At 62.0% G+C, this 22,755-nt stretch carries 18 protein-coding genes; 5 read left to right on the top strand and 13 right to left on the bottom strand.

Features of this window, described 5'->3' with window-relative positions:
• Nucleotides 1-2 precede the first annotated feature (2 nt).
• On the top strand, nucleotides 3-335 hold the full coding sequence (locus ACZZ0Q_RS06730) for a YnfA family protein (RefSeq protein WP_122493805.1): 333 nt from the start codon (nucleotides 3-5) through the stop codon (nucleotides 333-335).
• A 96-nt stretch (nucleotides 336-431) separates the two neighbouring features.
• Here ACZZ0Q_RS06730 and ACZZ0Q_RS06725 read toward each other — a convergent pair whose 3' ends face one another.
• The 11 genes from ACZZ0Q_RS06725 to ACZZ0Q_RS06675 form a co-directional block, all read right to left on the bottom strand.
• Nucleotides 432-662, bottom strand: coding sequence for a YheU family protein (locus ACZZ0Q_RS06725; protein WP_463539649.1), 231 nt, complete (start codon nucleotides 660-662; stop codon nucleotides 432-434).
• 50 nt (nucleotides 663-712) lie between these two features.
• Nucleotides 713-3,484, bottom strand: a complete 2,772-nt coding sequence (locus tag ACZZ0Q_RS06720) for a 7TM diverse intracellular signaling domain-containing protein (protein ID WP_463560390.1) — start codon at nucleotides 3,482-3,484, stop codon at nucleotides 713-715.
• A gap of 87 nt (nucleotides 3,485-3,571) precedes the next feature.
• Nucleotides 3,572-4,762, bottom strand: coding sequence for an osmoprotectant NAGGN system M42 family peptidase (locus ACZZ0Q_RS06715; RefSeq protein ID WP_463560388.1), 1,191 nt, complete (start codon nucleotides 4,760-4,762; stop codon nucleotides 3,572-3,574).
• A gap of 123 nt (nucleotides 4,763-4,885) precedes the next feature.
• Complete coding sequence (gene ngg, locus ACZZ0Q_RS06710; protein WP_463539650.1) at nucleotides 4,886-6,625, bottom strand: N-acetylglutaminylglutamine synthetase; 1,740 nt, start codon at nucleotides 6,623-6,625, stop codon at nucleotides 4,886-4,888.
• Between the two features lie 57 nt (nucleotides 6,626-6,682).
• Entirely contained in the window at nucleotides 6,683-8,452 is a 1,770-nt protein-coding gene (locus ACZZ0Q_RS06705) for an N-acetylglutaminylglutamine amidotransferase (protein ID WP_463539651.1), read from the bottom strand.
• A 280-nt stretch (nucleotides 8,453-8,732) separates the two neighbouring features.
• Nucleotides 8,733-10,220 (bottom strand): sodium/proline symporter PutP, encoded by a 1,488-nt coding sequence (gene putP / locus ACZZ0Q_RS06700; protein WP_463539652.1) that lies wholly within the window; start codon nucleotides 10,218-10,220, stop codon nucleotides 8,733-8,735.
• Between the two features lie 584 nt (nucleotides 10,221-10,804).
• Nucleotides 10,805-11,224 (bottom strand): group I truncated hemoglobin, encoded by a 420-nt coding sequence (locus ACZZ0Q_RS06695; protein WP_463539653.1) that lies wholly within the window; start codon nucleotides 11,222-11,224, stop codon nucleotides 10,805-10,807.
• Nucleotides 11,225-11,226: 2 nt separating this feature from the next.
• The gene (locus tag ACZZ0Q_RS06690; protein WP_463539654.1) at nucleotides 11,227-12,093 is read right to left on the bottom strand and encodes a DUF3034 family protein; all 867 of its coding nucleotides are present in this window, start codon (nucleotides 12,091-12,093) and stop codon (nucleotides 11,227-11,229) included.
• Between the two features lie 20 nt (nucleotides 12,094-12,113).
• Nucleotides 12,114-14,483: a putative bifunctional diguanylate cyclase/phosphodiesterase gene (locus ACZZ0Q_RS06685; RefSeq protein WP_463539655.1), complete on the bottom strand. Its 2,370-nt coding sequence runs from the start codon at nucleotides 14,481-14,483 to the stop codon at nucleotides 12,114-12,116.
• Entirely contained in the window at nucleotides 14,467-15,111 is a 645-nt protein-coding gene (locus ACZZ0Q_RS06680; protein WP_463542223.1) for a methylamine utilization protein, read from the bottom strand. The genes ACZZ0Q_RS06685 and ACZZ0Q_RS06680 overlap by 17 nt, the downstream gene beginning before the upstream one ends.
• Nucleotides 15,112-15,414: 303 nt before the next feature.
• Nucleotides 15,415-16,167 (bottom strand): helix-turn-helix domain-containing protein, encoded by a 753-nt coding sequence (locus ACZZ0Q_RS06675; protein ID WP_463539656.1) that lies wholly within the window; start codon nucleotides 16,165-16,167, stop codon nucleotides 15,415-15,417.
• A 234-nt stretch (nucleotides 16,168-16,401) separates the two neighbouring features.
• Here ACZZ0Q_RS06675 and lon point away from each other — a divergent pair, with 234 nt between their 5' ends.
• From lon to cmoB, 4 genes are all read left to right on the top strand, one after another.
• Nucleotides 16,402-18,807 (top strand): endopeptidase La, encoded by a 2,406-nt coding sequence (gene lon, locus ACZZ0Q_RS06670; protein ID WP_463539657.1) that lies wholly within the window; start codon nucleotides 16,402-16,404, stop codon nucleotides 18,805-18,807.
• 183 nt (nucleotides 18,808-18,990) lie between these two features.
• Nucleotides 18,991-19,389 (top strand): protease inhibitor I42 family protein, encoded by a 399-nt coding sequence (locus ACZZ0Q_RS06665; RefSeq protein WP_463539658.1) that lies wholly within the window; start codon nucleotides 18,991-18,993, stop codon nucleotides 19,387-19,389.
• 107 nt (nucleotides 19,390-19,496) lie between these two features.
• Nucleotides 19,497-20,240 (top strand): carboxy-S-adenosyl-L-methionine synthase CmoA, encoded by a 744-nt coding sequence (gene cmoA / locus ACZZ0Q_RS06660; protein ID WP_463539659.1) that lies wholly within the window; start codon nucleotides 19,497-19,499, stop codon nucleotides 20,238-20,240.
• Nucleotides 20,237-21,193, top strand: coding sequence for a tRNA 5-methoxyuridine(34)/uridine 5-oxyacetic acid(34) synthase CmoB (gene cmoB / locus ACZZ0Q_RS06655; protein WP_463539660.1), 957 nt, complete (start codon nucleotides 20,237-20,239; stop codon nucleotides 21,191-21,193). Before cmoA ends, cmoB begins: the two co-directional genes overlap by 4 nt.
• A gap of 111 nt (nucleotides 21,194-21,304) precedes the next feature.
• Here cmoB and pdxJ read toward each other — a convergent pair whose 3' ends face one another.
• Together pdxJ and recO are read right to left on the bottom strand one after the other, a co-directional pair.
• Nucleotides 21,305-22,048 (bottom strand): pyridoxine 5'-phosphate synthase, encoded by a 744-nt coding sequence (gene pdxJ, locus ACZZ0Q_RS06650; protein WP_463539661.1) that lies wholly within the window; start codon nucleotides 22,046-22,048, stop codon nucleotides 21,305-21,307.
• Complete coding sequence (gene recO, locus ACZZ0Q_RS06645; protein WP_463539662.1) at nucleotides 22,041-22,739, bottom strand: DNA repair protein RecO; 699 nt, start codon at nucleotides 22,737-22,739, stop codon at nucleotides 22,041-22,043. The genes pdxJ and recO overlap by 8 nt, the downstream gene beginning before the upstream one ends.
• Nucleotides 22,740-22,755: the final 16 nt, after the last annotated feature.

Here is a 22,755-nt window from a genome sequence, read left to right as displayed (position 1 = left end):
GCATGCTCAATTACCTATGGTTCTTCCTCGCCGCGCTGTTTGAAATTGCCGGCTGCTACGCGTTTTGGTCGTGGCTGCGCATGGGCAAAAGTGCCTGGTGGATTGCGCCGGGGCTTATCAGCCTGGTGCTGTTTGCGTTGCTGCTCACCCGCGTGGAAGCGGCGTACGCCGGGCGCGCCTATGCGGCGTACGGCGGCATCTACGTGGTGGCGTCGTTATTTTGGTTGGGTGTGGTGGAACGGGCGCGGCCGTTGAGCACCGATTGGATTGGCGCGGCGTTTTGTGTGGTGGGCGCGTTGATTATCTTGCTGGGGCCGCGCGCGATTCCGTCCTGAATTGCATCCTGTAGGAGCCAGCTTGCTGGCGAAGCTCTAAAAATTCCGCAGCTTCGCCAGCAAGCTGGCTCCTACAAGAGCTGAATGGGGTTCTGCTCACTCCTCCAGCCATTCCTTCGGCACGTCGCGCTTCATGGCGAGCTGGCACTGTTCACTTTCCACGTCGAACACAATTACCGCCTCGCCTTTGTCCAGGGCGCGGCGCACGCGGGCGACGCGGGTGTCGAGCGGGGTTTCGTCGCCATTGTCGGTGCCGTCACGGGTGACGAAATCTTCGATCAGGCGCGTGAGGGTTTCGGGTTCGAGCAGTTCTTGCGGGATCAACATGGCACTTCTCCAGAAAGCCCGGCGATGTTAACCCACTCCACGCCGTCCCATTAAGACGGCGAAATTTCTTCGCTGGCTGGGGTTTGCTCTCTGGCGACCAGAAAACGATCCAGGGTGTCGTACAGCACCTGACAGTCCAACGGTTTGCTCAGGAAGTCGTCCATGCCCACCTGGGCGCCATGCTCGCGGTGCTCGTCGAGAATATGCGCGGTCAGCGCAACGATGGGCACGGCCCGCAGGTTCTGTTGCTTCTCCAGCCGACGGATTTGCTGCGTGGCTTCGAAGCCGTCCATTTCCGGCATCTCGCAGTCCATCAACACCAAGTGCACGGCGCTGGGGTCGCGGCTGTAGTCTTTAACGGCCTCAACGCCATTGGCGACCACGCGCACGACGTAGCCGCGCTTTTTCAGCAGGCCCTGCACCACCAGTTGATTCACCGGGTTGTCTTCCACCACCAGAATGCAGGCGCTACTGCCCGTTTGCTCGTCACGCGGCGGGCGGTGTTCGCTGCGCCGTTCCTGGTAGAACTCCAGCAGCGCTTCGCGCAGCGGCGTAATGGCCAACGGTTGGGCGAGGTTGAGCAAGCGCAGGCCCTTGCTCGGCGGCAACAGCTGGCATTGTTCGGGCGGGCACAGCAGCAGAATGCGTTGGCCCTTTTCCAGGCGCGGGCGCAGGGCGTCGAGCCAATGCACAACGCTGCCGGGCCACGGCGCCATCAGAATCAGCAACGGCGTAACGGCAAAGTCGTCCAGATACGCCTGTAATTTTTCCGGGTTCTGGCAGCGTTCGGTGCGCATGCCCCAGCGCTCCAGCAAGCGACTCAGGGCATCGAGGCCCAAGCCGTCGAGCGAGGTAATCAGCGCGGTTTTGCCTTTAAGCATGCTGCGCAGTTGATCGTCGTTGCGCTCACCTTCTTGCAGGGCAATGTCGAATGCCAGGCGCGTGCCCTGCCCCGGCGTGCTTTGCACTTCTATATGGCCGCCCATCATTTCCACCAGCTCTTTGCTGATGGCCAGGCCCAGGCCGCTGCCGCCGTAACGGCGCGTGGTGCTGGAGTCGCCTTGGGAGAACGATTCGAACAATTGCGTTTGCGCATCGCCGGAAATACCGATGCCGCTGTCGCTCACGGCGAAGATCAAGTGCGGATCGCCCAGGCTGTTATTGCGCCGGCACACGCTGACGGCCACATGCCCTTGGGCGGTGAACTTCAGGGCGTTGCTCAGCAGGTTCATCAGCACCTGTTTCAGCCGCGTGGGGTCGCCTTTGATGCGCTGCGGCACGCCGGTTTCCAGGCTCACGTACAGGCGCAGGTTTTTTTCCAGCGCCTGGGCGGTGAACAGCGTGAGGGTGTCGGAAATCAGCACTTCGAGGTCGAACTCAATGTTCTCCAGGCTCAGCTTGCCGGATTCGATCCGGGCGTAGTCGAGGATGTCGTTGATCACCGCCATCAGCGAGCTGCCGGAGCTGGCGATGGTGTCCACATAAAAACGCTGGCTGCGATCCAGCGAGGTGCCTTTAAGCAACTGCAACATGCCCAGAACGCCGTTGAGCGGCGTGCGAATCTCATGGCTCATCTTGGCCAGAAAGCGGCTCTTGGCCTGGTTTTCAATTTCCGACTTGGCCGCCGCCTGGCGCGAACGGAAGCCTTCTTCTTTGAGCAGGTTGATGCGGTCGGCAAGGCCGATGGAGAGCGTGATCAACTCGATGGTGACGCCGACCTTGACCATCGTGCCGCCGTAAATACCGAAGATTTCGATGCCCAGCGAGCCGCTGGTGGCGACGATAAACGAGGTCAGCAAGATGCCCCACGCCAGAATGTAGTACGAGCCGTAGCGCAGGCCTTGGCGCCAGATGTACACGCCGCTGACCAACAAAATAAACGACACCGACAGCACCGTGAGGCTGGCCAGAATGTTCCAGGCTTGCAGGCCGATCACCGCCACCGAGGCCATGCAACACAAGATTAGCGCCATCAGGTATTGCAGGCCTCGGTCCAGGCGCGGCGAGAACTGGGCGGTGTGCAGAAAATGGCGGCTGAATTGGGTGGCGCTGAAGCTGTGCAGGAACATCAGCACGTAGATGCTCACCGACTGCAGCTCGATCAAGTTAGGCATCAGTTTGAACAGCATGCCGTCGAAGCTGGCGGCGAACAGACCGATGTTGAGGTTGTAAACCAGGTACCAGAAGTACGCCCGCTCGCGCAGGGAAAAGAACAGGAACAGGTTGTAGCAGAACATCGCGAACAGCACGCCGTAAAAAGCGCCGTTCACGCCCATGAGGTTTTCTTGGGCGGCGGCACTGGCGCTGTAGGTGCTGAAAAACATCGGCACAAATAACGTGCTGGTGCTTTCGATGCGCAGAATCAGCGTGCTCTGCCCTTGCGGCAGGGCCATGGGAAACCAGAAATTGCGCACCTGCACCGGGCGCTGGGAAAAGGCAAAGCGGTCGCCGCTTTCTTGCTCAGTCAGTTTGCCGTCGGGCGTTTGCAGGTACAGCTGAATGTGGTCGAGCAGTGGGTAATTGATTTCCAGGTAGCCGGCCAGATCATGGGGCCGGCTGTTCAGCAACCTAACCTTGAACCACCACACCGAACCGTTTTTACCGAGGTTGACGTGGTCGCTGCGCGCGCCTGCGAATTCCTCGTCGGGAAGCGCCAGCACCTGCTCAAGGCTGAGAATACCCTTCGGGTCTTCGAAATAGCCGATGTAGGGCGCCAGCGACAGGCGCAGGTCATCGGCGTTAAGGGGGGCAAGCGAGCGTACGCTGGCCCAGGAGCCTCCAGCGAACAGGCACAGCAGCAAGACCAAACAAACACGAGGCATCCGTAAACCTCTGATAAATATCCGGCAGAGCTGTCAGATCGCTCCACTCTTGTTTGTCTGGCACTTTGCCTCTATGCCGGCCGCCCTTCAAGTGTCGTTTTCACGCGCGTTCAACACGCTCTCTACCGTCGGCACCCGGGTGTCGCTTTCCATCTGCGCGTCGTGCTCGATCTGGTGGCTGAAATTCTCCAGCGACTGGCCGCCCGGCTTGGCATCGCTGGCAAATACCGGCGGGCTCAAGATGTAGGCGCTGAGCAAACGACTGAGGCCCGCCAGGCTGTCGATATGGGTGCGTTCGTAGCCGTGGGTGGCGTCACAGCCAAAGGCTAGCAGAGCCGTGCGGGTGTCGTGGCCCGCCGCAACGGCCGATTGCGCGTCACTGTGGTAGTAGCGAAACAGGTCGCGGCGCACAGGCACTTCGTTCTTTTCCGCCAGGCGCAGCAGGTGGCGCGACAGGTGATAGTCGTACGGCCCGCCGGAATCCTGCATGGCCACACTCACGGTGTGCTCGCTGGACTGTTGCCCCGGCGCTACCGGCGCAATGTCGATGCCGACGAACTCGCTCACATCCCAATGCAACGCCCCGGCGGCGCCCGAGCCCACTTCCTCGGTGATGGTGAACAGCGGGTGGCAGTCTATGGCCGGCTCGATGCCGCTTTCGACCAACCCTTTGAGCGCGGTCAGCAAGGCGGCGGTGCCGGCCTTGTCGTCCAGATGGCGGGCGCTGATATGGCCGCTCTCGGTGAACTCGGGCAGCGGATCGAATGCCACGAAGTCACCCACATTAATGCCCAGCGACTCGCAGTCCGCGCGGGTGCTGCTGTAAGCGTCCAGGCGCAGTTCAACATGGTCCCAACTGATCGGCATTTGGTCGATGGCGGTGTTGAACGCATGCCCCGAGGCCATCAGCGGCAGCACGCTGCCCCGGAATACACCGGTTTCGGTGAACACGCTGACGCGGCTGCCTTCGGCGAACCGGCTTGACCAGCAGCCCACCGGCGCCAGGCCCAGACGGCCGTTGTCTTGTACCTGGCGAACGATGGCGCCGATGGTGTCCAGGTGAGTGGATACGGCGCGGTCGGGGCTGTTCTGTTTGCCCTTGATGGTGGCGCGAATGGTGCCGCGGCGGGTCAGCTCGAACGGAATGCCGAGTTCTTCCAGGCGTTCGGCCACGTAGCGCACGATGGTGTCGGTAAAGCCGGTAGGGCTGGGAATGGCGAGCATTTCCAGCAGCACGCGGCGCAGGTAGTCGAGGTCGGGTTCGGGGACTTTTTTCATTCAGGTCTCCTTCTATGAATGACGTCATTCCCGCGCAGGCGGGAATCCAGAATGGCAGGGTGTGACGCGAAGGCCGCGCCAACCCATTTGCTGAATCCCCGCGTGCGCGGGGACGACGGAGGATCAGCCAGCGGTCTGGCTAAGCGGAAACAGCAGGTCGATAAACCGTTCTGCCGTCGGCTGCGGTTGGTGGTTGGCCAGGCCGGCGCGCTCGTTCGCTTCGATAAACACGTACTCGGGCTGGTCGGCTGCCGGCACCAGCAGGTCGAGGCCGACCACGGGAATATCCAGCGCCCGCGCCGCGCGCACGGCGGCATCGGCAAGCACCGGATGAAGAATCTCGGTCACGTCTTCCAGGGTGCCGCCCGTGTGCAGGTTAGCAGTGCGCCGCACCGCCAACCGTTGGCCGGCGGGCAACACGCTGTCGTAGTCGAAACCGGCGGCGCGCAGGGTGCGGTGGGTTTCTTCATCCAGCGGAATGCGGCTTTCGCCGCCTGTGGCCGCTTGGCGACGGCGGCTTTGCGCTTCGATCAGGGCGCCGATGCTGTGGCGTCCGTCACCAATCACTTCAGCCGGACGGCGGATAGCAGCGGCCACCACTTCAAAGCCGATCACCAGAATGCGCAGGTCGGCGCCCTCGTGAAAACTTTCCAGCAGCACGCGGTTATCGAACGCCTTGGCGCGCTTGATGGCGGCCTCGACTTCTTCGTCGCTGCGCAGGTCGATGGCCACACCCTTGCCCTGCTCGCCATCCACAGGCTTGACCACCACGCGGCCATGCTCGGCGAGAAAGTCGGCGTTCTCTTCAGGCTCGCCGGCCAACTGCTGGGCCGGCAACTCCAGCCCCACACGGCGCAAGGCGCGGTGGGTTAGCACTTTGTCTTGGCACAGGGTCATGCTCACGGCGCTGGTCAAATCGCTCAGGGACTCGCGGCAACGAATGCGCCGCCCGCCCTGGCTGAGGGTGAACAAGCCAGCCTCGGCGTCATCCACCTGCACCTCGATGCCGCGACGACGGGCTTCGTCGACGATGATCTTGGCGTACGGGTTGAGCTCCGCTTCAGGCCCAGGGCCAAGAAACAGGGTTTCGTTGATGCCGTTTTTGCGCTTGAGCGTAAAGGTGGCCAGGTCGCGGAAACCCAGCTTGGCGTACAGGCGCTTGGCTTGATGGTTGTCGTGCAGCACCGACAAGTCGAGGTAGCTCAGGCCCCGGCTCATAAAATGCTCGATGAGGTGGCGCACCAGCACCTCGCCCACGCCCGGTCGCGTGCAGCGCGGCGACACGGCCAGGCACCAGAGGCTGCAGCCGTTGTCGGGGTCGTTGAAGGCTTTTCGGTGGTTGAGGCCCATCATGCCGCCGATGATCATGCCGCTGTCGGCGTCTTCGGCCAGCCAGTATTCCGGCCCGCCTTCCTCACGCGGCGTCAGGCGCTCCGGGTCGACCGGCAACATGCCGCGTTCCTGGTAGAGGTTGTTCAGCGCTTGCCAGTCTTCCACGCTCTGCGCGCGACGCACGTTGAACCCGCGAAAACCACGGCGCGCCTGGCGGTAGTCGGTGAACCACAGGCGCAGGGTGTCGGAGGGGTCGAGGAACAACCCTTGCGGCGCCTGCGCCAATACCTGATGCGGCGCCGACACGTACAAGGCGATATCACGCTCGCCGGGCTTTTCGTTCAGCAGATCGCTGGCCAGCAGTTCGGGCGTTGGATAGGTATGCCCAATCAGAATCCGACCCCAGCCGCAGTGCAGGGCTTGGGGCGGATGCGGGTTCATATCACCGTCTTCGGCAAAACGCGCCTGCAAGCGCTCATAGGACGGCGGTTGGCCGCGCAACAGGCGCTGGCTGTAGGCATAGCCTTTCATCAACAAAAATTCCCTTGCAAAACAGACCGTCTGAAAAACATCGCAAACGCGGGCCCGTTACAGGCCCTGTTCGCTTAACCACAGGTTCAGAGCCGCCAGCTGCCACAGCTTGGAGCCGCGCAGCGGGGTCAGTTGGCCCTGAGGGTCGGTGAGTAATTGATCCAGCATGGTGGGGTTGAACAAGCCACGGTCCTGGCTGGGGTCCAGCAGCAGGTCGCGCACCCAACCGAGCGTGTTGCCTTCCAGATGCTTGAGGCCCGGCACCGGGAAATAGCCCTTCGGCCGATCAATAACGGCCGCTGGAATCACCAACCGAGCCGCTTCCTTGAGCACTTGCTTGCCGCCATCGGGCAGCTTGAAGCGCCCCGGAATGCGGGCCGACAATTCCACCAGGCGGTAATCCAGAAACGGCGTACGCGCTTCCAGCCCCCAGGCCATGGTCATGTTGTCCACGCGTTTAACCGGGTCGTCGACCAGCATCACGGTGCTGTCCAGGCGCAGTGCTTTGTCCACGGCAGCCTGTGCGCCGGGGCGCTGGAAGTGCTCGCGCACGTAATCGCCGGCGCAGTCACCGGTCAGCCAGGCGGGTTGCACGGTGTCGCGGTATTCGTCGTAGGTGCGGTCCAGAAAGGCCGCGCGATAAGCGGCATACGGGTCGGCCGCGCCGTCCACCAGCGGGTACCAGTGGTAACCGGCGAACAGCTCATCGGCGCCCTGCCCGCTCTGCACCACCTTGCAGTGCTTGGCCACTTCGCGGGACAACAGGTAAAAGGCGATGCAGTCGTGGCTGACCATCGGCTCGCTCATGGCGCGAAAGGCGGCCGGCAGTTGCTCGATGATTTCGCGCTCATCAATGCGCAGCTGGTGATGGCGGGTGCCGTAGTGCTGGGCGATCAGGTCTGAATATTGAAATTCGTCGCCGCGCTCACCGCCGGCATCCTGAAAACCAATCGAGAAGGTCGACAGGTTTTCCACGCCCACTTCACGCAGCAGGCCCACCAGCAAGCTGGAATCGACGCCACCGGAGAGCAACACGCCCACATCCACGGCAGCGCGTTGGCGAATGGCCACGGCTTCGCGCAGGCTGTCCAGCGTCAGGTCGCGCCATTCCGTCAGGCCATAGCTCTGCTCATCTGCAGCGGCGCCGTAGTTCAGGGTCCACCAGGTTTGCTGGGTGGTTTTACCGTTGGCGTCGATACGCAGCCAGGTAGCGGGCGGCAGCTTGCTGACATTGGCCAGCAGCGTGCGTGGCGCCGGCACCACGGCGTGGAAGTTCAGGTAGTGGTTGAGCGCAACCGGGTCGAGGGTTTTGTCGATATCGCCGCCTTGCAGCAAGGCTGGCAAGGTCGAGGCGAAACGCAGGCGCTCGGCGGTGTGCGACAAGTACAGCGGCTTGATGCCCAGGCGGTCGCGGGCGATGAACAGCTCGCGCTTGTCGCGCTCCCAGATGGCGAAGGCGAACATGCCGTTGAGCTTGGGCAGCAGATCAGCGCCCCACGCGTGGTAGCCCTTGAGCAACACCTCGGTATCGCCGTCGGAGAAAAACTGATAGCCCAGCGCTTGCAGCTCAGTGCGCAGCTCCGGGTAGTTGTAAATGGCGCCGTTGAAGACCATCGACAGGCCCAGTTGGCTGTCGATCATCGGCTGGCCGGAGGCTTCCTCCAGGTCCATGATTTTCAGCCGCCGGTGGCCCAACGCGATCGAACCCTGGCTATGAAAGCCGTGGGCATCGGGGCCTCGCGGGGCGAGGTGATGGGTAATGCGCTCGACCGCTGCGAGGTCGGCGGGGCGATTGTTGAAACGTAACTCTCCAGATATTCCGCACATAGTCCTTACCGGGTTTCCGTTGGGGATGAAGGGGGCGCGCTTTCACTGCGCTACTGAAGCAGACCGGCTTAGGGCCTGAGAGTTTTAGATAAATGTGTTCTAAGTTGCTGATCGGGCTTGGGGCGACGGGGCTTCAGGCAGGCTTCGGCGTCGCCTGAAAGAATCGAGGCTAAAGCCTCTCCTAAACCGGTCAGCGCCTCGACTCGCGGAGGCGTCGACGTAAAACGCGGGCAAAAAAAACCGGCTCATGAAGAGCCGGCAAAAAGCACTAAAAACGTGATCAGGCGTCCTGATATTCCTGCTCGGCCTTTTCAAAGCGCGCCAGCATAGTCGGCGTCGGGCCTTGGCCAATCTTGCTGAACACCAGAATGGCGATGGAGGCGAAGATGAAGCCCGGAATGATTTCGTACAGGCCCAGATCGTTGAGGAAGTTTTTCCACAGGATCACGGTCAGCGCACCGACCAACATGCCGGCGAGCGCGCCGTTGCGAGTCATGTTTTTCCAGGTCAGGGAAATCAGCACCACCGGCCCGAACGCGGCGCCGAAGCCGGCCCAAGCGTAGGAAACCAGGCCCAATACTTTGCTTTCCGGGTTAGCCGCGATGACGATGGCCACGACAGCCACCAGCAGCACCATGGCGCGGCCGACCCAGACCAGCTCCACTTGCGAGGCGTCTTTACGCAGGAAGGATTTGTAAAAGTCTTCGGTCAGGGCGCTGGAGCACACCAGCAACTGGCAGCTCAAGGTGCTCATCACTGCCGCCAGGATGGCCGACAGCAGCACACCGGCCACCCACGGGTTGAACAGGATTTTTGCCAGTTCGATAAACACGCGCTCCGGGTTCTCGGTGACGGCACCAGCGACTTCCGGGTGCGCCGAGAAATAAGCGATACCGAAGAAGCCCACGGCGACCGCGCCGCCCAGGCACAGCACCATCCAGGTCATGGAAATTCGGCGCGCAGCGGCAATCGACTTCACCGAGTCGGCGGCCATGAAGCGCGCCAGAATGTGCGGCTGACCGAAATAGCCCAGGCCCCAGCCCATCAGCGAAATCACGCCAATAAAGCTCGCGCCTTTGAGCATGTCGAAGCTGGTGGAGTCTTTCAGCTCGATGGCGGCGAAGGTGGGGTCGATACCACCGGTAGCCAGCATGACCACGATGGGCGTGAGGATCAGGGCGAAGATCATCAGCGACGCCTGCACGGTGTCGGTCCAGCTCACGGCCAGGAAACCACCGATGAAGGTGTAGGCGATGGTGGCCACAGCACCGGCCCAAAGCGCCGTTTCGTAGCTCATGCCAAAGGTGCTTTCAAACAGACGCGCACCGGCTACCACGCCCGAAGCGCAATAGATGGTGAAGAACAGCAGAATGACCAGCGCCGAGAAAATGCGCAGCACCTTGCTGGTGTCTTCGAAGCGGTTGGTGAAGTAGTCCGGCAGGGTCAGGGCGTTGCCATTGTGTTCGGTCTGAACACGCAGACGACCGGCGACAAACAGCCAGTTCAGGTAGGCACCGATGATCAGGCCGATGGCGATCCAGCTTTCCGACAGGCCGGACATGTACACCGCGCCAGGCAGGCCCATGAGCAGCCAGCCAGACATGTCGGACGCACCAGCAGACAGCGCCGTAACGAAACTGCCGAGGCTACGGCCGCCGAGAATGTAGTCGGAGAGGTTTTTGGTACGCAGGTAGGCGAACAGGCCGATCATGACCATGGCGGCGATGTACACCACAAAGGTGATCAGCATGGGAGTGCTGGCAGTCATAAGAAGGTCTCTCTTATTTGTTGTTATGCGAAAGCTGGGGATAGCCCGCCTTCGGCGTTGGTTTTTTCAATTGCTGTGCAACCCGACGGCGCTTGTGGCACCTGTCGCAAACATCGCACGGGCCAGGCCCGGCGATGAAAACCAGTACGGCATCCGTCCGTAGGAAACGCTCGACGCTTTATTGGGTTTAGTGCAAGCCCCCGGGCAATGTGAACATTCGGACAGTAGGGGCGAAAAAGCGGAGCACGGAATGTAGAGGCTTAGTGCGACGGGGTTCTTATTAAAAACTCTGGAGTTTTTGTTGAAAACTCCGGGGGCGGGAACTTCGGCTAATGATGATGCGATGCCCTGTAGGAGCTAGCTGGCTAGCGAACCCTGCAGACCTCGGCGACCAGCGTTTCCAGGGTTCGCGACCAAGGTCGCTCCTACAAACCCTCTCCCCAGCCCTCTCCCGCAAGCGGGCAGAGGGAGCGGATCGGCGTACGACGCGGACCTTTCGCAGAAGCACGCTTCACACGGTCCATTCCCCTCTGCCCGCTTGCGGGAGAGGGGCTAGGGGAGAGGGTTTTCACGCCAATCTCGCCCTACCGCTCAATCACCTGCCCCCGCATCGCTGCCAGCCGCGCCAGCAACCGATTCTGTGCCGGCTGCGGCACGCCCTCGGCAGTCATGGCGTCTTGCAGGTCTTCAACCAGGGCGTTGAAGTCGCTGCGGGTCAGGTTCTGGCCTTTGTGGCTTTCTTCCATGGTGTCGCCGGTGTAGGTACACGGGCCGCCGGCTTGCACGCAGAACTGCTCGACCAGCTTGTCGCGCAGGCGCTCGATATCGACGTTGGCGAAGTGCTCGACGATGCGCGGGTCTTTGGCGATGTTGAGCAACATGCCTTCGACGATGCGAGTAATGCCTTCGCGCTCACCGAGTTGGCGATAAAGGCTGTCATCGTTGGGCGGTTGCTGGGCGCAGGCGGCGAGCAGCACCAGCATCAGGCTGAGTAGCAGGCGCATGTTCAGAAGCTCCCCTGGATGGACAAGTAAGCGCCGTCCTGGTTATCCAGCGTGGCGATCTCGCCCAGGCGGGCGTACGCCAGCACCACGGAAACGTGCTTGTTGGGGAAGTAACCGATAAACACGTCTGCCCAATCGCTTTCGCCGGCGAAGGACAGGTTGTCGGGTTTCTCCCGGTATTCCACGCCCATCGCCCAACGGGGGTTGAACAGCACCGCGACCGATCCTTCTTTAAGCACGCTGCGCTCGTCGCGCCGGTCGCCGCCAAAGCCCAGCAAGCCCAACTCGTTCGCCCGGCTGTAGCGCAGGCCGCCGTTAACCAGCAGGTTGTAGCCAAACGCGCCGCCAAGAAACAGGCGACTGGCGGTGATGTAGCTTTCGGTGTCTTCGTCGCGGGTGGCGCCAACCAGGCTGGGCACCAGAAAGTCTTTCTGCCGTTTGTGTTCGATGCCCAGGGAAACCTGCGGCAACTGGTCGTAAATCAGGTCGCCGAACAGGCGAATCTTGAGGCCGAAAATGTCTTGGCTCAGGGTGTTTTCCGGCAGGTTCAGGTCGCGGGCCAACGTGCCCAGATCAAAGCGTTGGCGGGCGTAGGAGAGCTCGACGCGGTTGCCGTACGACACCGCGCCGCCCGCCACATCGAGTCGGTAGTCGCCGGTTTCTACGCGGGTGACGAAGGCATTGCCGCCCCACTCGCCCTGTTCGCCATAGCCGGCCAGCACGGCCCAGGGCGTAATGCCGCCGCCGGCCGCGCCGTCGATGCTGCTGGCACCGCCGGTGGCGAGCAGACGGCCGTTGTCGGCCAGCACCAGGCTGGTGCTGAACGTCAGGCTGAGCCCCAGGGTCAGCGCGCTCAAGGTTTTAGTCATCGGGTCGTCCCTGTGCAGATCTAATGCGCCATCGCCAGGTTGGCGTGCAATGGCTGCGCGACCCAGGATTCAAACGCGCTGGCCGTGAGCGGCCGGCTGATCAGATAGCCCTGGGCGGTGTCGCATTTCCATGTTTGCAGCAGGCGCAGGCTGCGCTCGAATTCCACGCCTTCGGCCACCACTTTCAGGCCCAGGCTGTGGCTCATTTCGATGGTGGAGCGAACGATGACTGAGTCTTCGCTGGCGTCATCCAGTTCGCGCACAAACGACTGATCGATCTTCAGTTCCTGTACCGGCATGCGTTTGAGCTGGGCAAGCGAGGAATAGCCAGTGCCGAAATCGTCGACCGACAAGCTGATGCCGCAGGCGCGCAGGCTGTGCAGCACTTTCAGGGCAATGTCGGGGTTGGCCATGACGGCGCTTTCGGTGATTTCGAAAATCAGTTGCTCGGCCGGCACGCCATATTGCGTCAACAAGCGGCTGACGCGCGTGGCAAGGCCGATGTCGTGCAGGTCTTCGGCAGAGATATTCAGCGACATCAATACCCGCAGCCCGCGCTGATTCCACTCCCGCAGTTGCCGCAGCACGTCTTCAATCACCCACGCGGTGAGGCCCTGAATACTGCCGGTGCGCTCGGCCAAGGGAATGAATTCGCCTGGCGAGACCATGCCGTATTGCGGATGCTGCCAGCGCAACAGGGCTTCGGCCTGGCGCACGTGGCCCTCTTTGATGTTGAGCTTGGGTTGGTAATGCAGCACCAGCTCGCCGGCAGCGGCCGCCCGGCGCAGGTCGCGAATCAGGTTGATTTGCCGCTCGTGGTCGTCTTCGCGGCCGTGCTGGTACAGCTGCAAGCGGCCCGGCGCGGTGGCGGCGTCGCGCATGGCGAGGTTGGCGCGGCGCAGCAGCTCATCTGGCGTGGCGCCATCAGTTGGATAAACGGCGATGCCGATGGCGCAATCGAGGGCGATGTCATGGCTGCCGACCCGCAAGGGCTTGATCAGCAACTGTTGCAACTGGTCGGCGGTGGCCACCGCGCTGTCGCGGTCGCTGCCATCGACCATCAACAGAAACTCGTCGGCCAATAGCCGCGCCAGGCTGTCGCCGGGGCGCAGTATGGCTTGCAGGCGGCGACTGACTTGCTGCAAGGCCAGGTCACTGCCGCCAGCGCCACAGGTTTCATTCACCGAGCGGAAATTAGCGATGCCCAGGTTCAGCAACGCCACCGGACGCTCGGCGGTGATCGAACTGCCGAGCCGTTCGATGGCCAGGGTGCGATTGGGCAGGCCGGTCAGCCCATCGTGCAGGGCGTTATATGCCAGTTGCCGTTCGCGCTCGGCGAGGTCGGTTTGCATTTGCTGAAAGGTTTTGGCCAGCACACCCAGTTCATCGCCACGTTGTAAATCCAGGGTGCCTTGGTAGTCGCCCTGCCCGACTCGCTCGGCCACCCGCGCCAGTTCACGAACCGGGCGCGAAATACTCCGGGCCAGCAACAAGGCACCGGCCAGCGAAGCGATCAGCGCACACACGGCAATCAGCAGCACGCGCTGGTCCAGCGGCTTGAAGGCGACCAGCGCCTGGTCCAGCGAACTGTGCAAAAAGGCTTGCACTTGGTAATGGCTGCCGGTGGCGAGCACCAGTTGTTCGTTCAGGTACCGCTGCCCGGAAAACTCGAATTCCTTCAGCGTGGTGGTGCGTTCCAGCTGCAGGTTCGACGACATCATTTCGGTTTCCTGGGCCGCACTCAGTGTGCTGATCAGGCGGCCGGGGGAACCGTCTTCAATGGCCAGGAACGACACATCGAGGTTGGTCAGCGCGCGCAGCTCCGCCGCCAGCGCTTCGTCCATGCGAAAGCCCATGACCACACGGGCGATCGGAATGGGCGCCAGAATCTGGGTTTCAACCAATAGATGCGGCTCGTGGTTGATCGACACGATTAGCGCCGACTGCCCGTTACGCCGCGCCTCGGCCAGTTCACTGGCGTAGCGAAACAGCGCGCCTTCGGGAAACGGGTCTGGGCCGGCGCTGCCAGGCTTGCTGGCGGTGGCCGTGATGGTGCCGTCCAGGCCGAGCAGCAGCACTTCGGTGGCATCGATGCGCCCTCCGTGATTGGCCAGCACGGAGCGGATGGTGGCGTTATCGCCGCTGGCCACTGCGTCTTTGAAGCCAAAGTCGGAAGACAGCACCTGCACAGCGTCTTGAATTTGCCGGCTGCGCATGTCCATCAACCGCTCGAACACGCGCACGCCAACTTCGAGCTGTTCTCCAGCCTGTTTTTTAACCGCTTCGGCGGTGGCCACTTTTACGGCGAAGTACAGCGTGCCGATCACCACCAACAACAGCAGGATCAGGACACCGGCAATGCGCGATTGGAAGCTATTGCTGAGTTTCACTCGCGGCCTTCTTGAATGCGTTGCCAAATGCCGACGGTTTCGGTGCCGGCGCGGCCACCGGCGTATCTGCCGCGGCGCCCACGTTTAGCGCATATTGCTGGGTGTTGCCGGTCTCGCCGAGGGTCAGCTCGCCGCCCTTTTGCGGCAATAAATCGGGCGCTTTAGGGTGCCAGAGCGTGACGTTGTAATGGCCGGCAGGCAGGTCGAGGCGCACCTTGCCGGCGGCGTCGCTGGCGGCAAACCAGGGGTCATCGGTGACATAGATGTAGCCGACCATCCAGTCGTGAATATTGCAGCCCAGCACCACCACGCCGGGTTTGTCGAAAGTGATCGGCTCGGACGGCGTGCCCTCGTACAAACGCAGCTCGAAGCGCTTGGCCGGCGAGAACGAATAGACGTGGTGGCGAATGTTGTCGCTGTTGGGAAAGGTGACCTTGGTACTGGTGTGAACCGCGAGCACAGATGGCGCGAACTGTTTCTGCACTTGGTCCATGATCCCCGTCTGGGCCGGCAAGGCCGCCTCGGTAGGGCCTTGCAGCGTGATCACCGCGCCTTCGAGTGGTTTGCCCTGCGCATCCACAAGGCTGGCTTGAAACGGCGCCGCGCCGACCGAGCAACTGGTGAACACCACACACACTGCGGCCAGCGACAACCATGACGAACACCTGCGAACAACCTGGGCCAAGCGACGCGATTCGGGCATAGCTACTACCTTGAGTGTGTGGCCTTGAAATGTGAGGCGAAACGGCGGTTTAGAGCGCTTTACCCCGTCAGCATCAACGCGCTGACCAGCAGCCTAACGGAGTTACACGCGAACTTCACCTGCAAAAAGCGGCAATGTGCCACCACCGCGGAAAAGCGTCAGCCGGCGGCCGCATGTAGGAAATATAGACGGGAAATGGGCGAGGCCCAGTCTTGCTCGCAATAACCGCTATGGCTCGCCGCGCAGCCGTTTTGGCGTGAGGCCCAAATAGCGGCGCATGGCGGTGGTTAGCGCGCTCTGGCTGGAGAAGCCGCACTCTTCGGCGATGCGAATCAGCGGCATGGCGCTTTCACGCAACAAACGCGAGGCGCGGTCGAGGCGAATTTTCAGCAAGTACTGGTGCGGCGTGAGGCCGAGGCTGTGTTTGAACTGCGCGTGGAAATGGCTAGGGCTCAGGCACGCCACGTGGGCCAGCTCCGCCACGCTGATGCGCCGGGCCAGGTGTTGGTCGATGTAGGCGTCGAGGCGCTCAACGTTCAACGGGCCGGGCGCGCGTTCGTTGCGCTCGCCAAACAGCCGCACGTGCAAGGCGCGCAGCAGCACGCCACTTAAGGAGCGCGCCAACTGCGTATCGCTGCCATAGCGCGCCAGTTCGGCGCCGGCGTAGCTGAGCAGGTTTTGGAAGTCGGCATCCAGCGCCGGATAGCGCGGCATGTCGAACAGACGGGCGAGCAGTTCGAGGTCGTCGGCGGAACTATCCTGTTCATCCAGATCAATGATCAGCATGCGGTTGTCGCCAACGCCCGCGAACTGATGTTCAGCATCGCCCGGCACCAGGCACGCCCGCATGCGACACACCTCGCCGCCCCGCCCGTTCACCTCGAATTCGGCGCGGCCAGCCAGCGACAACACCAGTTGATGGTGGTCGTGGGCGTGTTCGTGGGTTTGGTCGTCGAGACGGAGCAGGCGAGCTTCAAGCATGGCGCAAGGCGGGTCGAAATGAGGCAAGCATGGTACGCGAAGAGGCCGTTTTTTCCCAGCCGCAGCCGACGGGTGAAAGCCCAGCGAGCCGGCTTTTTCCGCGGCTTGCAGCGGCTTGCCAGTCGGTTAATCACCCTTAGAAACACGCCGCTTCGCTTGCCAATGAACACGCGCCATTGAATTAGTTACCCGTGCGACCCATCTACCTAGTCACGTAGTGATCACAGGTGCCGCATGAACGACCACGTTACTGATATCGACGACGACGAAACGCAACTGCCCGAGGGCCTGCACCTTCCCCACGCCTTGGCGTTGCCCAACGTGCGCCCGCCTGAACGGCTTTACGTAATTCCGATTCATAACCGCCCCTTCTTCCCGGCCCAGGTGTTGCCGGTGATCGTCAATGAAGAGCATTGGACCGAAACGCTGGAGCTGGTCGGCAAGACCGATCACCACAGCTTGGCGCTGTTTTACGTCGACGAACCGGTGACCGATCCGCGCCATTTCAATACCGACAGCCTTCCCGAGCACGGCACGCTGGTGAAAATTCACCAGGCCAGCCGCGTGGACGGCAAGCTGCAATTCGTAGCCCAAGGCATGCAACGGGTGAAGATTCGCGGCTGGCTGAAACGGCATCGTCCGCCCTACCTGGCGGAAGTGGAGTACCCGCCGAGCGCCGATGACCGCCGCGATGAAGTGAAGGCGTACGGCATGGCGCTGATCAACGCGATCAAAGAACTGCTGCCGCTCAACCCGCTGTACAGCGAAGAGTTGAAGAACTACCTGAACCGCTTCAGCCCCAACCAGCCCTCGCCGCTGACCGACTTCGCCGCCGCGCTCACCACCGCCACGCCCAAAGAGCTGCAAGACGTGCTCGACACCGTGCCCGTGTTGGAACGCATGGAAAAAGTGCTGCCCATGCTGCGCAAGGAAGTGGAAGTGGCGCGCCTGCAAAGCGAGCTGTCGGCCGAGGTGAACCGCACCATCGGCGAGCATCAGCGCGAGTTTTTCCTTAAAGAGCAGCTCAAGCTGATTCAGCAGGAACTGGGGCTGACTAAAGACGACCGCAGCGCCGACCTCGAACAATTCGAGCAGCGCCTGGAGGGCAAAACCCTGCCGGAACAGGCGAAAAAACGCATCGAGGAAGAGCTGAACAAGCTGTCGATTCTGGAAACCGGCTCGCCGGAGTATGCGGTTACCCGCAATTACCTCGACTGGGCCACCAACATTCCCTGGGGCGTACACGGCAAAGACAAGCTCGACCTGCAACACGCCAAGCAGGTACTGGACGCCCAGCATTCCGGGCTGGATGACATCAAAGAGCGGATTCTCGAGTTCCTCGCCGTTGGTGCGTTCAAGGGCGAGATTTCCGGCTCCATCGTCTTGCTGGTCGGGCCGCCGGGCGTGGGTAAAACCAGTATCGGCAAATCCATCGCCGAAACCCTGGGCCGGCCGTTCTACCGCTTCAGCGTAGGCGGCATGCGCGACGAAGCGGAAATCAAAGGCCATCGCCGCACCTACATCGGCGCCCTGCCCGGCAAGTTGGTGCAGGCGTTAAAAGACGTCGAAGTGATGAACCCGGTGATCATGCTCGATGAAATCGACAAGCTCGGCGCCAGCCACCAAGGCGACCCGGCCTCGGCGCTGCTGGAAACCCTGGACCCGGAGCAGAACGCCGAATTCCTCGACCACTACCTGGACCTGCGCCTGGACCTGTCCAAGGTGCTGTTCGTGTGCACTGCCAACACCCTGGATTCCATTCCCGGACCGTTGCTCGACCGCATGGAAGTCATTCGCCTGGCCGGTTATATCGCCGAAGAGAAATTCGCCATCGCCAAGCGCCACTTGTGGCCCAAGCAGTTGGAAAAAGCCGGCGTGCCGAAACACCGCCTGAGCATCAGTGACAACGCGCTCAAGGCGGTGATTGAAGGCTATGCCCGCGAGGCCGGGGTTCGGCAGTTGGAAAAACAGCTGGGCAAAGTGGTGCGCAAGGCCGTGGTGAAACTTCTCGGCGACCCGGACAGCAAGCTGAAAATCGGCCCGAAAGATCTGGAAGCCTATCTGGGTATGCCGCTGTTCCGCCGTGAGCAATTGTTGGCCGGCGTCGGCGTTATCACCGGCCTGGCCTGGACCAGCATGGGCGGCGCCACCTTGCCGATTGAGGCGACACGCATCCACACCCTTAACCGCGGCTTCAAGCTGACCGGCCAACTGGGCGAAGTGATGAAGGAATCGGCCGAGATTGCTTACAGCTACATCAGTTCGCACCTTAAGGAGTTCCGTGGCGATCCGACCTTCTTCGATCAGGCCTTCGTGCACCTGCACGTGCCGGAAGGCGCTACGCCAAAAGACGGCCCCAGCGCCGGCGTGACCATGGCCAGCGCCCTGCTCTCGCTCGCCCGCAACCAGGCGCCGAAAAAAGGCGTGGCCATGACCGGCGAGCTGACCCTGACCGGGCATGTTTTGCCCATTGGCGGGGTGCGCGAAAAAGTGATCGCCGCGCGGCGCCAGAAAATCTTCGAGCTGATTCTTCCGGAAGCCAACCGGGGCGACTTCACCGAATTGCCGGAGTATCTGAAAGAAGGCATCACCGTGCACTTCGCCAAGCGCTTTACCGATGTGGCGAAGGTGTTGTTCTAACAAACACCTCGCCTGTAGGAGCTAGCTTGCTAGCGAACGCTGGAAACCGCGGCGAACGGCGTTTCCACGGTTCGCTAGCAAGCTAGCTCCTACAAAGAGCGGATCGCCGAAGGCCTGGGACCAGCGCCATAATTTGGCGCTATGCTTGCCGCCACTCATCGCCCCCTTGGACAGGATGAATCCATGACCGCTGCACGCCTGCTTCTCCCGATTGGCATTGCTCTGCTCGCTGCCTGCGCCCAGCAACCCGGCAAGAACGTTGCCGTGCAGGTGGATAAGTCGAGCGACTGTCCGGCAACCTTGCATCCCGGCCAGCAATTGATCGTAACCCTTAGCAGCAACCCCACAACCGGTTTCCGCTGGCAGACCAAGGACGGCGCCGTCAACGTGCTGCGCAGCCTTGGCCCAGAGGTGTACAGCAACCCGGAAGACGCCGGCATCGTCGGCAGCGCAGGCGTTTCAACCTGGCGCTTCCAGGCCATCGCGCCTGGCAGTGGCGAGCTGCTGATGGCGTATCACCGCCCATGGGAGCCGGAAGTCGCGCCGGCCGAGCTGTTCGACTGCGCCATCACCGTTAAGTAACCCGATTCCGCCACCGCATTGCCGCTGAGCCCGTTTGCCACCAAAGGGGCTGGCGGCGCTCGCGCAGCTGGTTAAAATGGCGCCCTTTTGAGCCAAGCGTAACCACCGTGAGCCAGGAATCCGACCGTCTCTTTGCTGTGCCGCTGCCCTCCGTGCCGGACTTCACCTTCAATGAAGCCGTGGCACGCGTGTTCCCGGACATGATCAAACGCTCGGTGCCGGGCTACCCGACCATCGTGGAGAACATCGGCGTGCTGGCCGCCCAATTCGCTCAGCCGCATAGCGTGCTCTACGACCTAGGCTCGTCGCTGGGGGCGGTCACCCAAGCCTTGCGCCGGCATGTGACCTGCAACGATTGCCGGGTCATTGCAGTGGATAACTCCAGCGCCATGGTCGAGCGCTGCGCCGAGTACCTGCATGCCCAGGATTCGATGTTTCAGGAGTTGCTGCCGGTCGAAGTGGTTGAGGCCGACATTCTCGGGCTGCACCTGCAGCCGACTTCGTTGGTGGCGCTGAACTTCACCCTGCAATTCATCCAGCCCGAGCAACGCTTGCAGCTGCTGAGCCAGATTCGTCAGGCCCTGCTGCCGGGCGGTGCGTTGATCCTCTCGGAAAAACTGCGCTTCGATGATGAAAAGGAACACGAGCTGCTCACCGAGCTGCATGTCGCCTTCAAACGCGCCAACGGCTACAGCGAGCTGGAAATCGCCCAAAAGCGCAACGCCATCGAAAACGTGATGAAACCCGACAGCCTTGAGCAACACCGCGAACGCCTGCTGGCCGCGGGGTTCAGCAAAGTGGTGCCGTGGTTCCAGTGCCTGAACTTTGCTTCGTTGATTGCCTTGCCATGATTGATCTATCCCCCCTGGTCCGCCACGTGGCGGGTACACCGCTGGCTACCTGGGCCAACGGCTTGCAAGCGCAGCTCGACAGCAAAATGGAAAAAGGCCACGGCGATCTCGAACGCTGGCAAGGCGCCCTCGACGCCCTGCCCGCTTTGAGCCCAACGCACATTGACCTGGAAACCGGCTTGCGCCTGGATTGCGACTGCGACGACGCCACCCGCGTGCAAATGCGTACGGCGCTGATGGGTTTGTCGCCGTGGCGCAAAGGCCCGTTCGACCTGTTCGGCGTGCATGTCGATACCGAATGGCGCTCAGACTGGAAGTGGTCGCGGGTGTCGCCGCATCTGGATTTACGCGGCAAGCGCGTGCTCGATGTGGGCTGCGGCAACGGTTATTACCAGTGGCGCATGCTCGGCGCCGGCGCCGACAGCGTGATCGGCATTGACCCCAACTGGCTGTTCTTCTGCCAGTTCCAAGCCGTGCAACGCTACCTGCCAGAACGCCGCGCCTGGCACCTGCCGTTCGCCCTGGAAGACTTGCCCGCAGGGTTGGAAGGCTTCGACACGGTGTTTTCCATGGGCGTGTTCTACCACCGCCGCTCACCCATCGAGCATTTGCTGGCGCTAAAAGACTGCCTGGTTAAAGGTGGCGAATTGGTGCTGGAAACGTTGGTGATCGAGGGCGACGTCAACCAAGTGTTGGTGCCCGAAGACCGTTACGCGCAGATGCGCAACGTGTGGTTCTTGCCCTCTGTTCCGGCCTTGGAACTGTGGCTGCGCCGTGCCGGCTTCAGCGACGTGAAGTGCGTGGATGTCAGCGTGACCAACGTTGAAGAACAGCGCAGCACCGAGTGGATGCGCTATCAGTCGCTGAGTCACTTCCTTGATCCCAACGATCACAGCAAAACGGTGGAAGGCTTGCCAGCGCCAATGCGCGCCGTGATTACGGCGCGCAAATAACCCAAACGCCACCTGTATGAGCCAGCTTGCTGGCGAACCCTGGACATTGAACGGACTGGTGTTCGCGGCATTCGCCAGCAAGCTGGCTCCTACAACAATCGGGGCACCGCCTTAGCGATTAGCCGCCGCCACGATCAATTGCTTCATCTCCACCACCGCCGTTTTGAACCCTACAAACAGCGCATGCGCCACCAGCGCATGGCCGATGTTCAGTTCGTTAACGCCCTTGATCGCCGCGACCGCTTCCACGTTGTGGTAGTGCAAGCCATGGCCGGCGTTGACGATCAGGCCCTGGGCCAGCCCAAAGGCGACGCCATCGGCAATTCGTTTCAGTTCATCGGCGGTTTCGCTTGGCGTGTGGGCGTCGGCGTAGCGGCCGGTGTGCAGTTCGATAGCGGGCGCGCCGATGCGCCGTGAGGCTTCGATTTGGCGCTCGTCGGCGTCGATAAACAGCGACACCTCACAGCCCAATCGGGCCAGGCGCTCTACCGCCGCTTTGATTCGCGCTTCCTGGCCGGCCACGTCGAGGCCGCCTTCGGTGGTGAGTTCCTGCCGCGTTTCCGGTACCAGGCAGATGTGGGCCGGACGAATGCGCTCGGCGAAGCTGAGCATTTCTTCGGTCACGCCCATTTCGAAGTTCATGCGCGTTTGCAGCACGTCCTTGAGCAACAGCACGTCGCGCTCCTGAATGTGCCGACGATCTTCGCGCAGGTGCACAGTGATGCCGTCGGCGCCGGCTTCTTCGGCGTCGAGCGCGGCTTTTACCGGGTCCGGGTAGCGGGTGCCACGGGCTTGGCGCAGCGTGGCGACGTGGTCGATGTTCACGCCCAACAGAATTCGGTTGGCGTCAGTCACGGGGTGGCTCCTTCAACGTCATGAACAATTCACGGCTGACCAGCGGTCGGCCGCCTAAATGGGGTGCCAGGGCTTGGCGCATTAAACGTTTGGCGGCAGCAAGGGCGCCGGGCGCCGTCCAGTCGGCTTCGGCCATGGCGAGCAATTCGGCGCCTTGAAACAGCCCCGGTTGGAACAAATGAACCGGCTCCAAACCGGCATCGGGCAGCAGGCGATAGAGCTGACCGGCGGCGACCGGCTGGCCGTTCAGGTCTTCACCGAGGGCAAAACCATACCCCAGCTCATCGAGCAGGCGCCATTCGAACGCACGCAGCAACGGCTCCAGCGCGCGGCCGGCGGCCAAGGCCTCAAGCGTGGCGGCGTAATGCTCAAACAGAATAGGGTGGGGATCTTCAGCGGGCAGCAAGCGCAGAATTAGCTCGTTCAGATACAAACCGCTAAACAGCGCCTCGCCATGCAGCCAGCGGGGAATGCCGGCGGCATCGAGGCGGCCAACGTTTTTCAGTTCGCCCCGCCCTCGAAACTCGACTTCCACCGGCACAAACGGCCGAGCGAGCGTGCCCGCTTTGCCGCGCGCACCACGAAGCACGGCGCGCAGCCGGCCTTGTGGTGTAAGGAAATCAACCAGCGCGCTGCTTTCGCGGTAGGCCCGGCTATGCAGAATGAAGGCCGGTTGCGCGCTGTTTAACATGGGAAGCCTCGCAGCA

Source organism: Pseudomonas sp. AC070, assembly GCF_979258635.1.
Note: the sequence above shows the minus strand (reverse complement) of the source record. Positions and strands in the feature narration are given on the sequence as shown.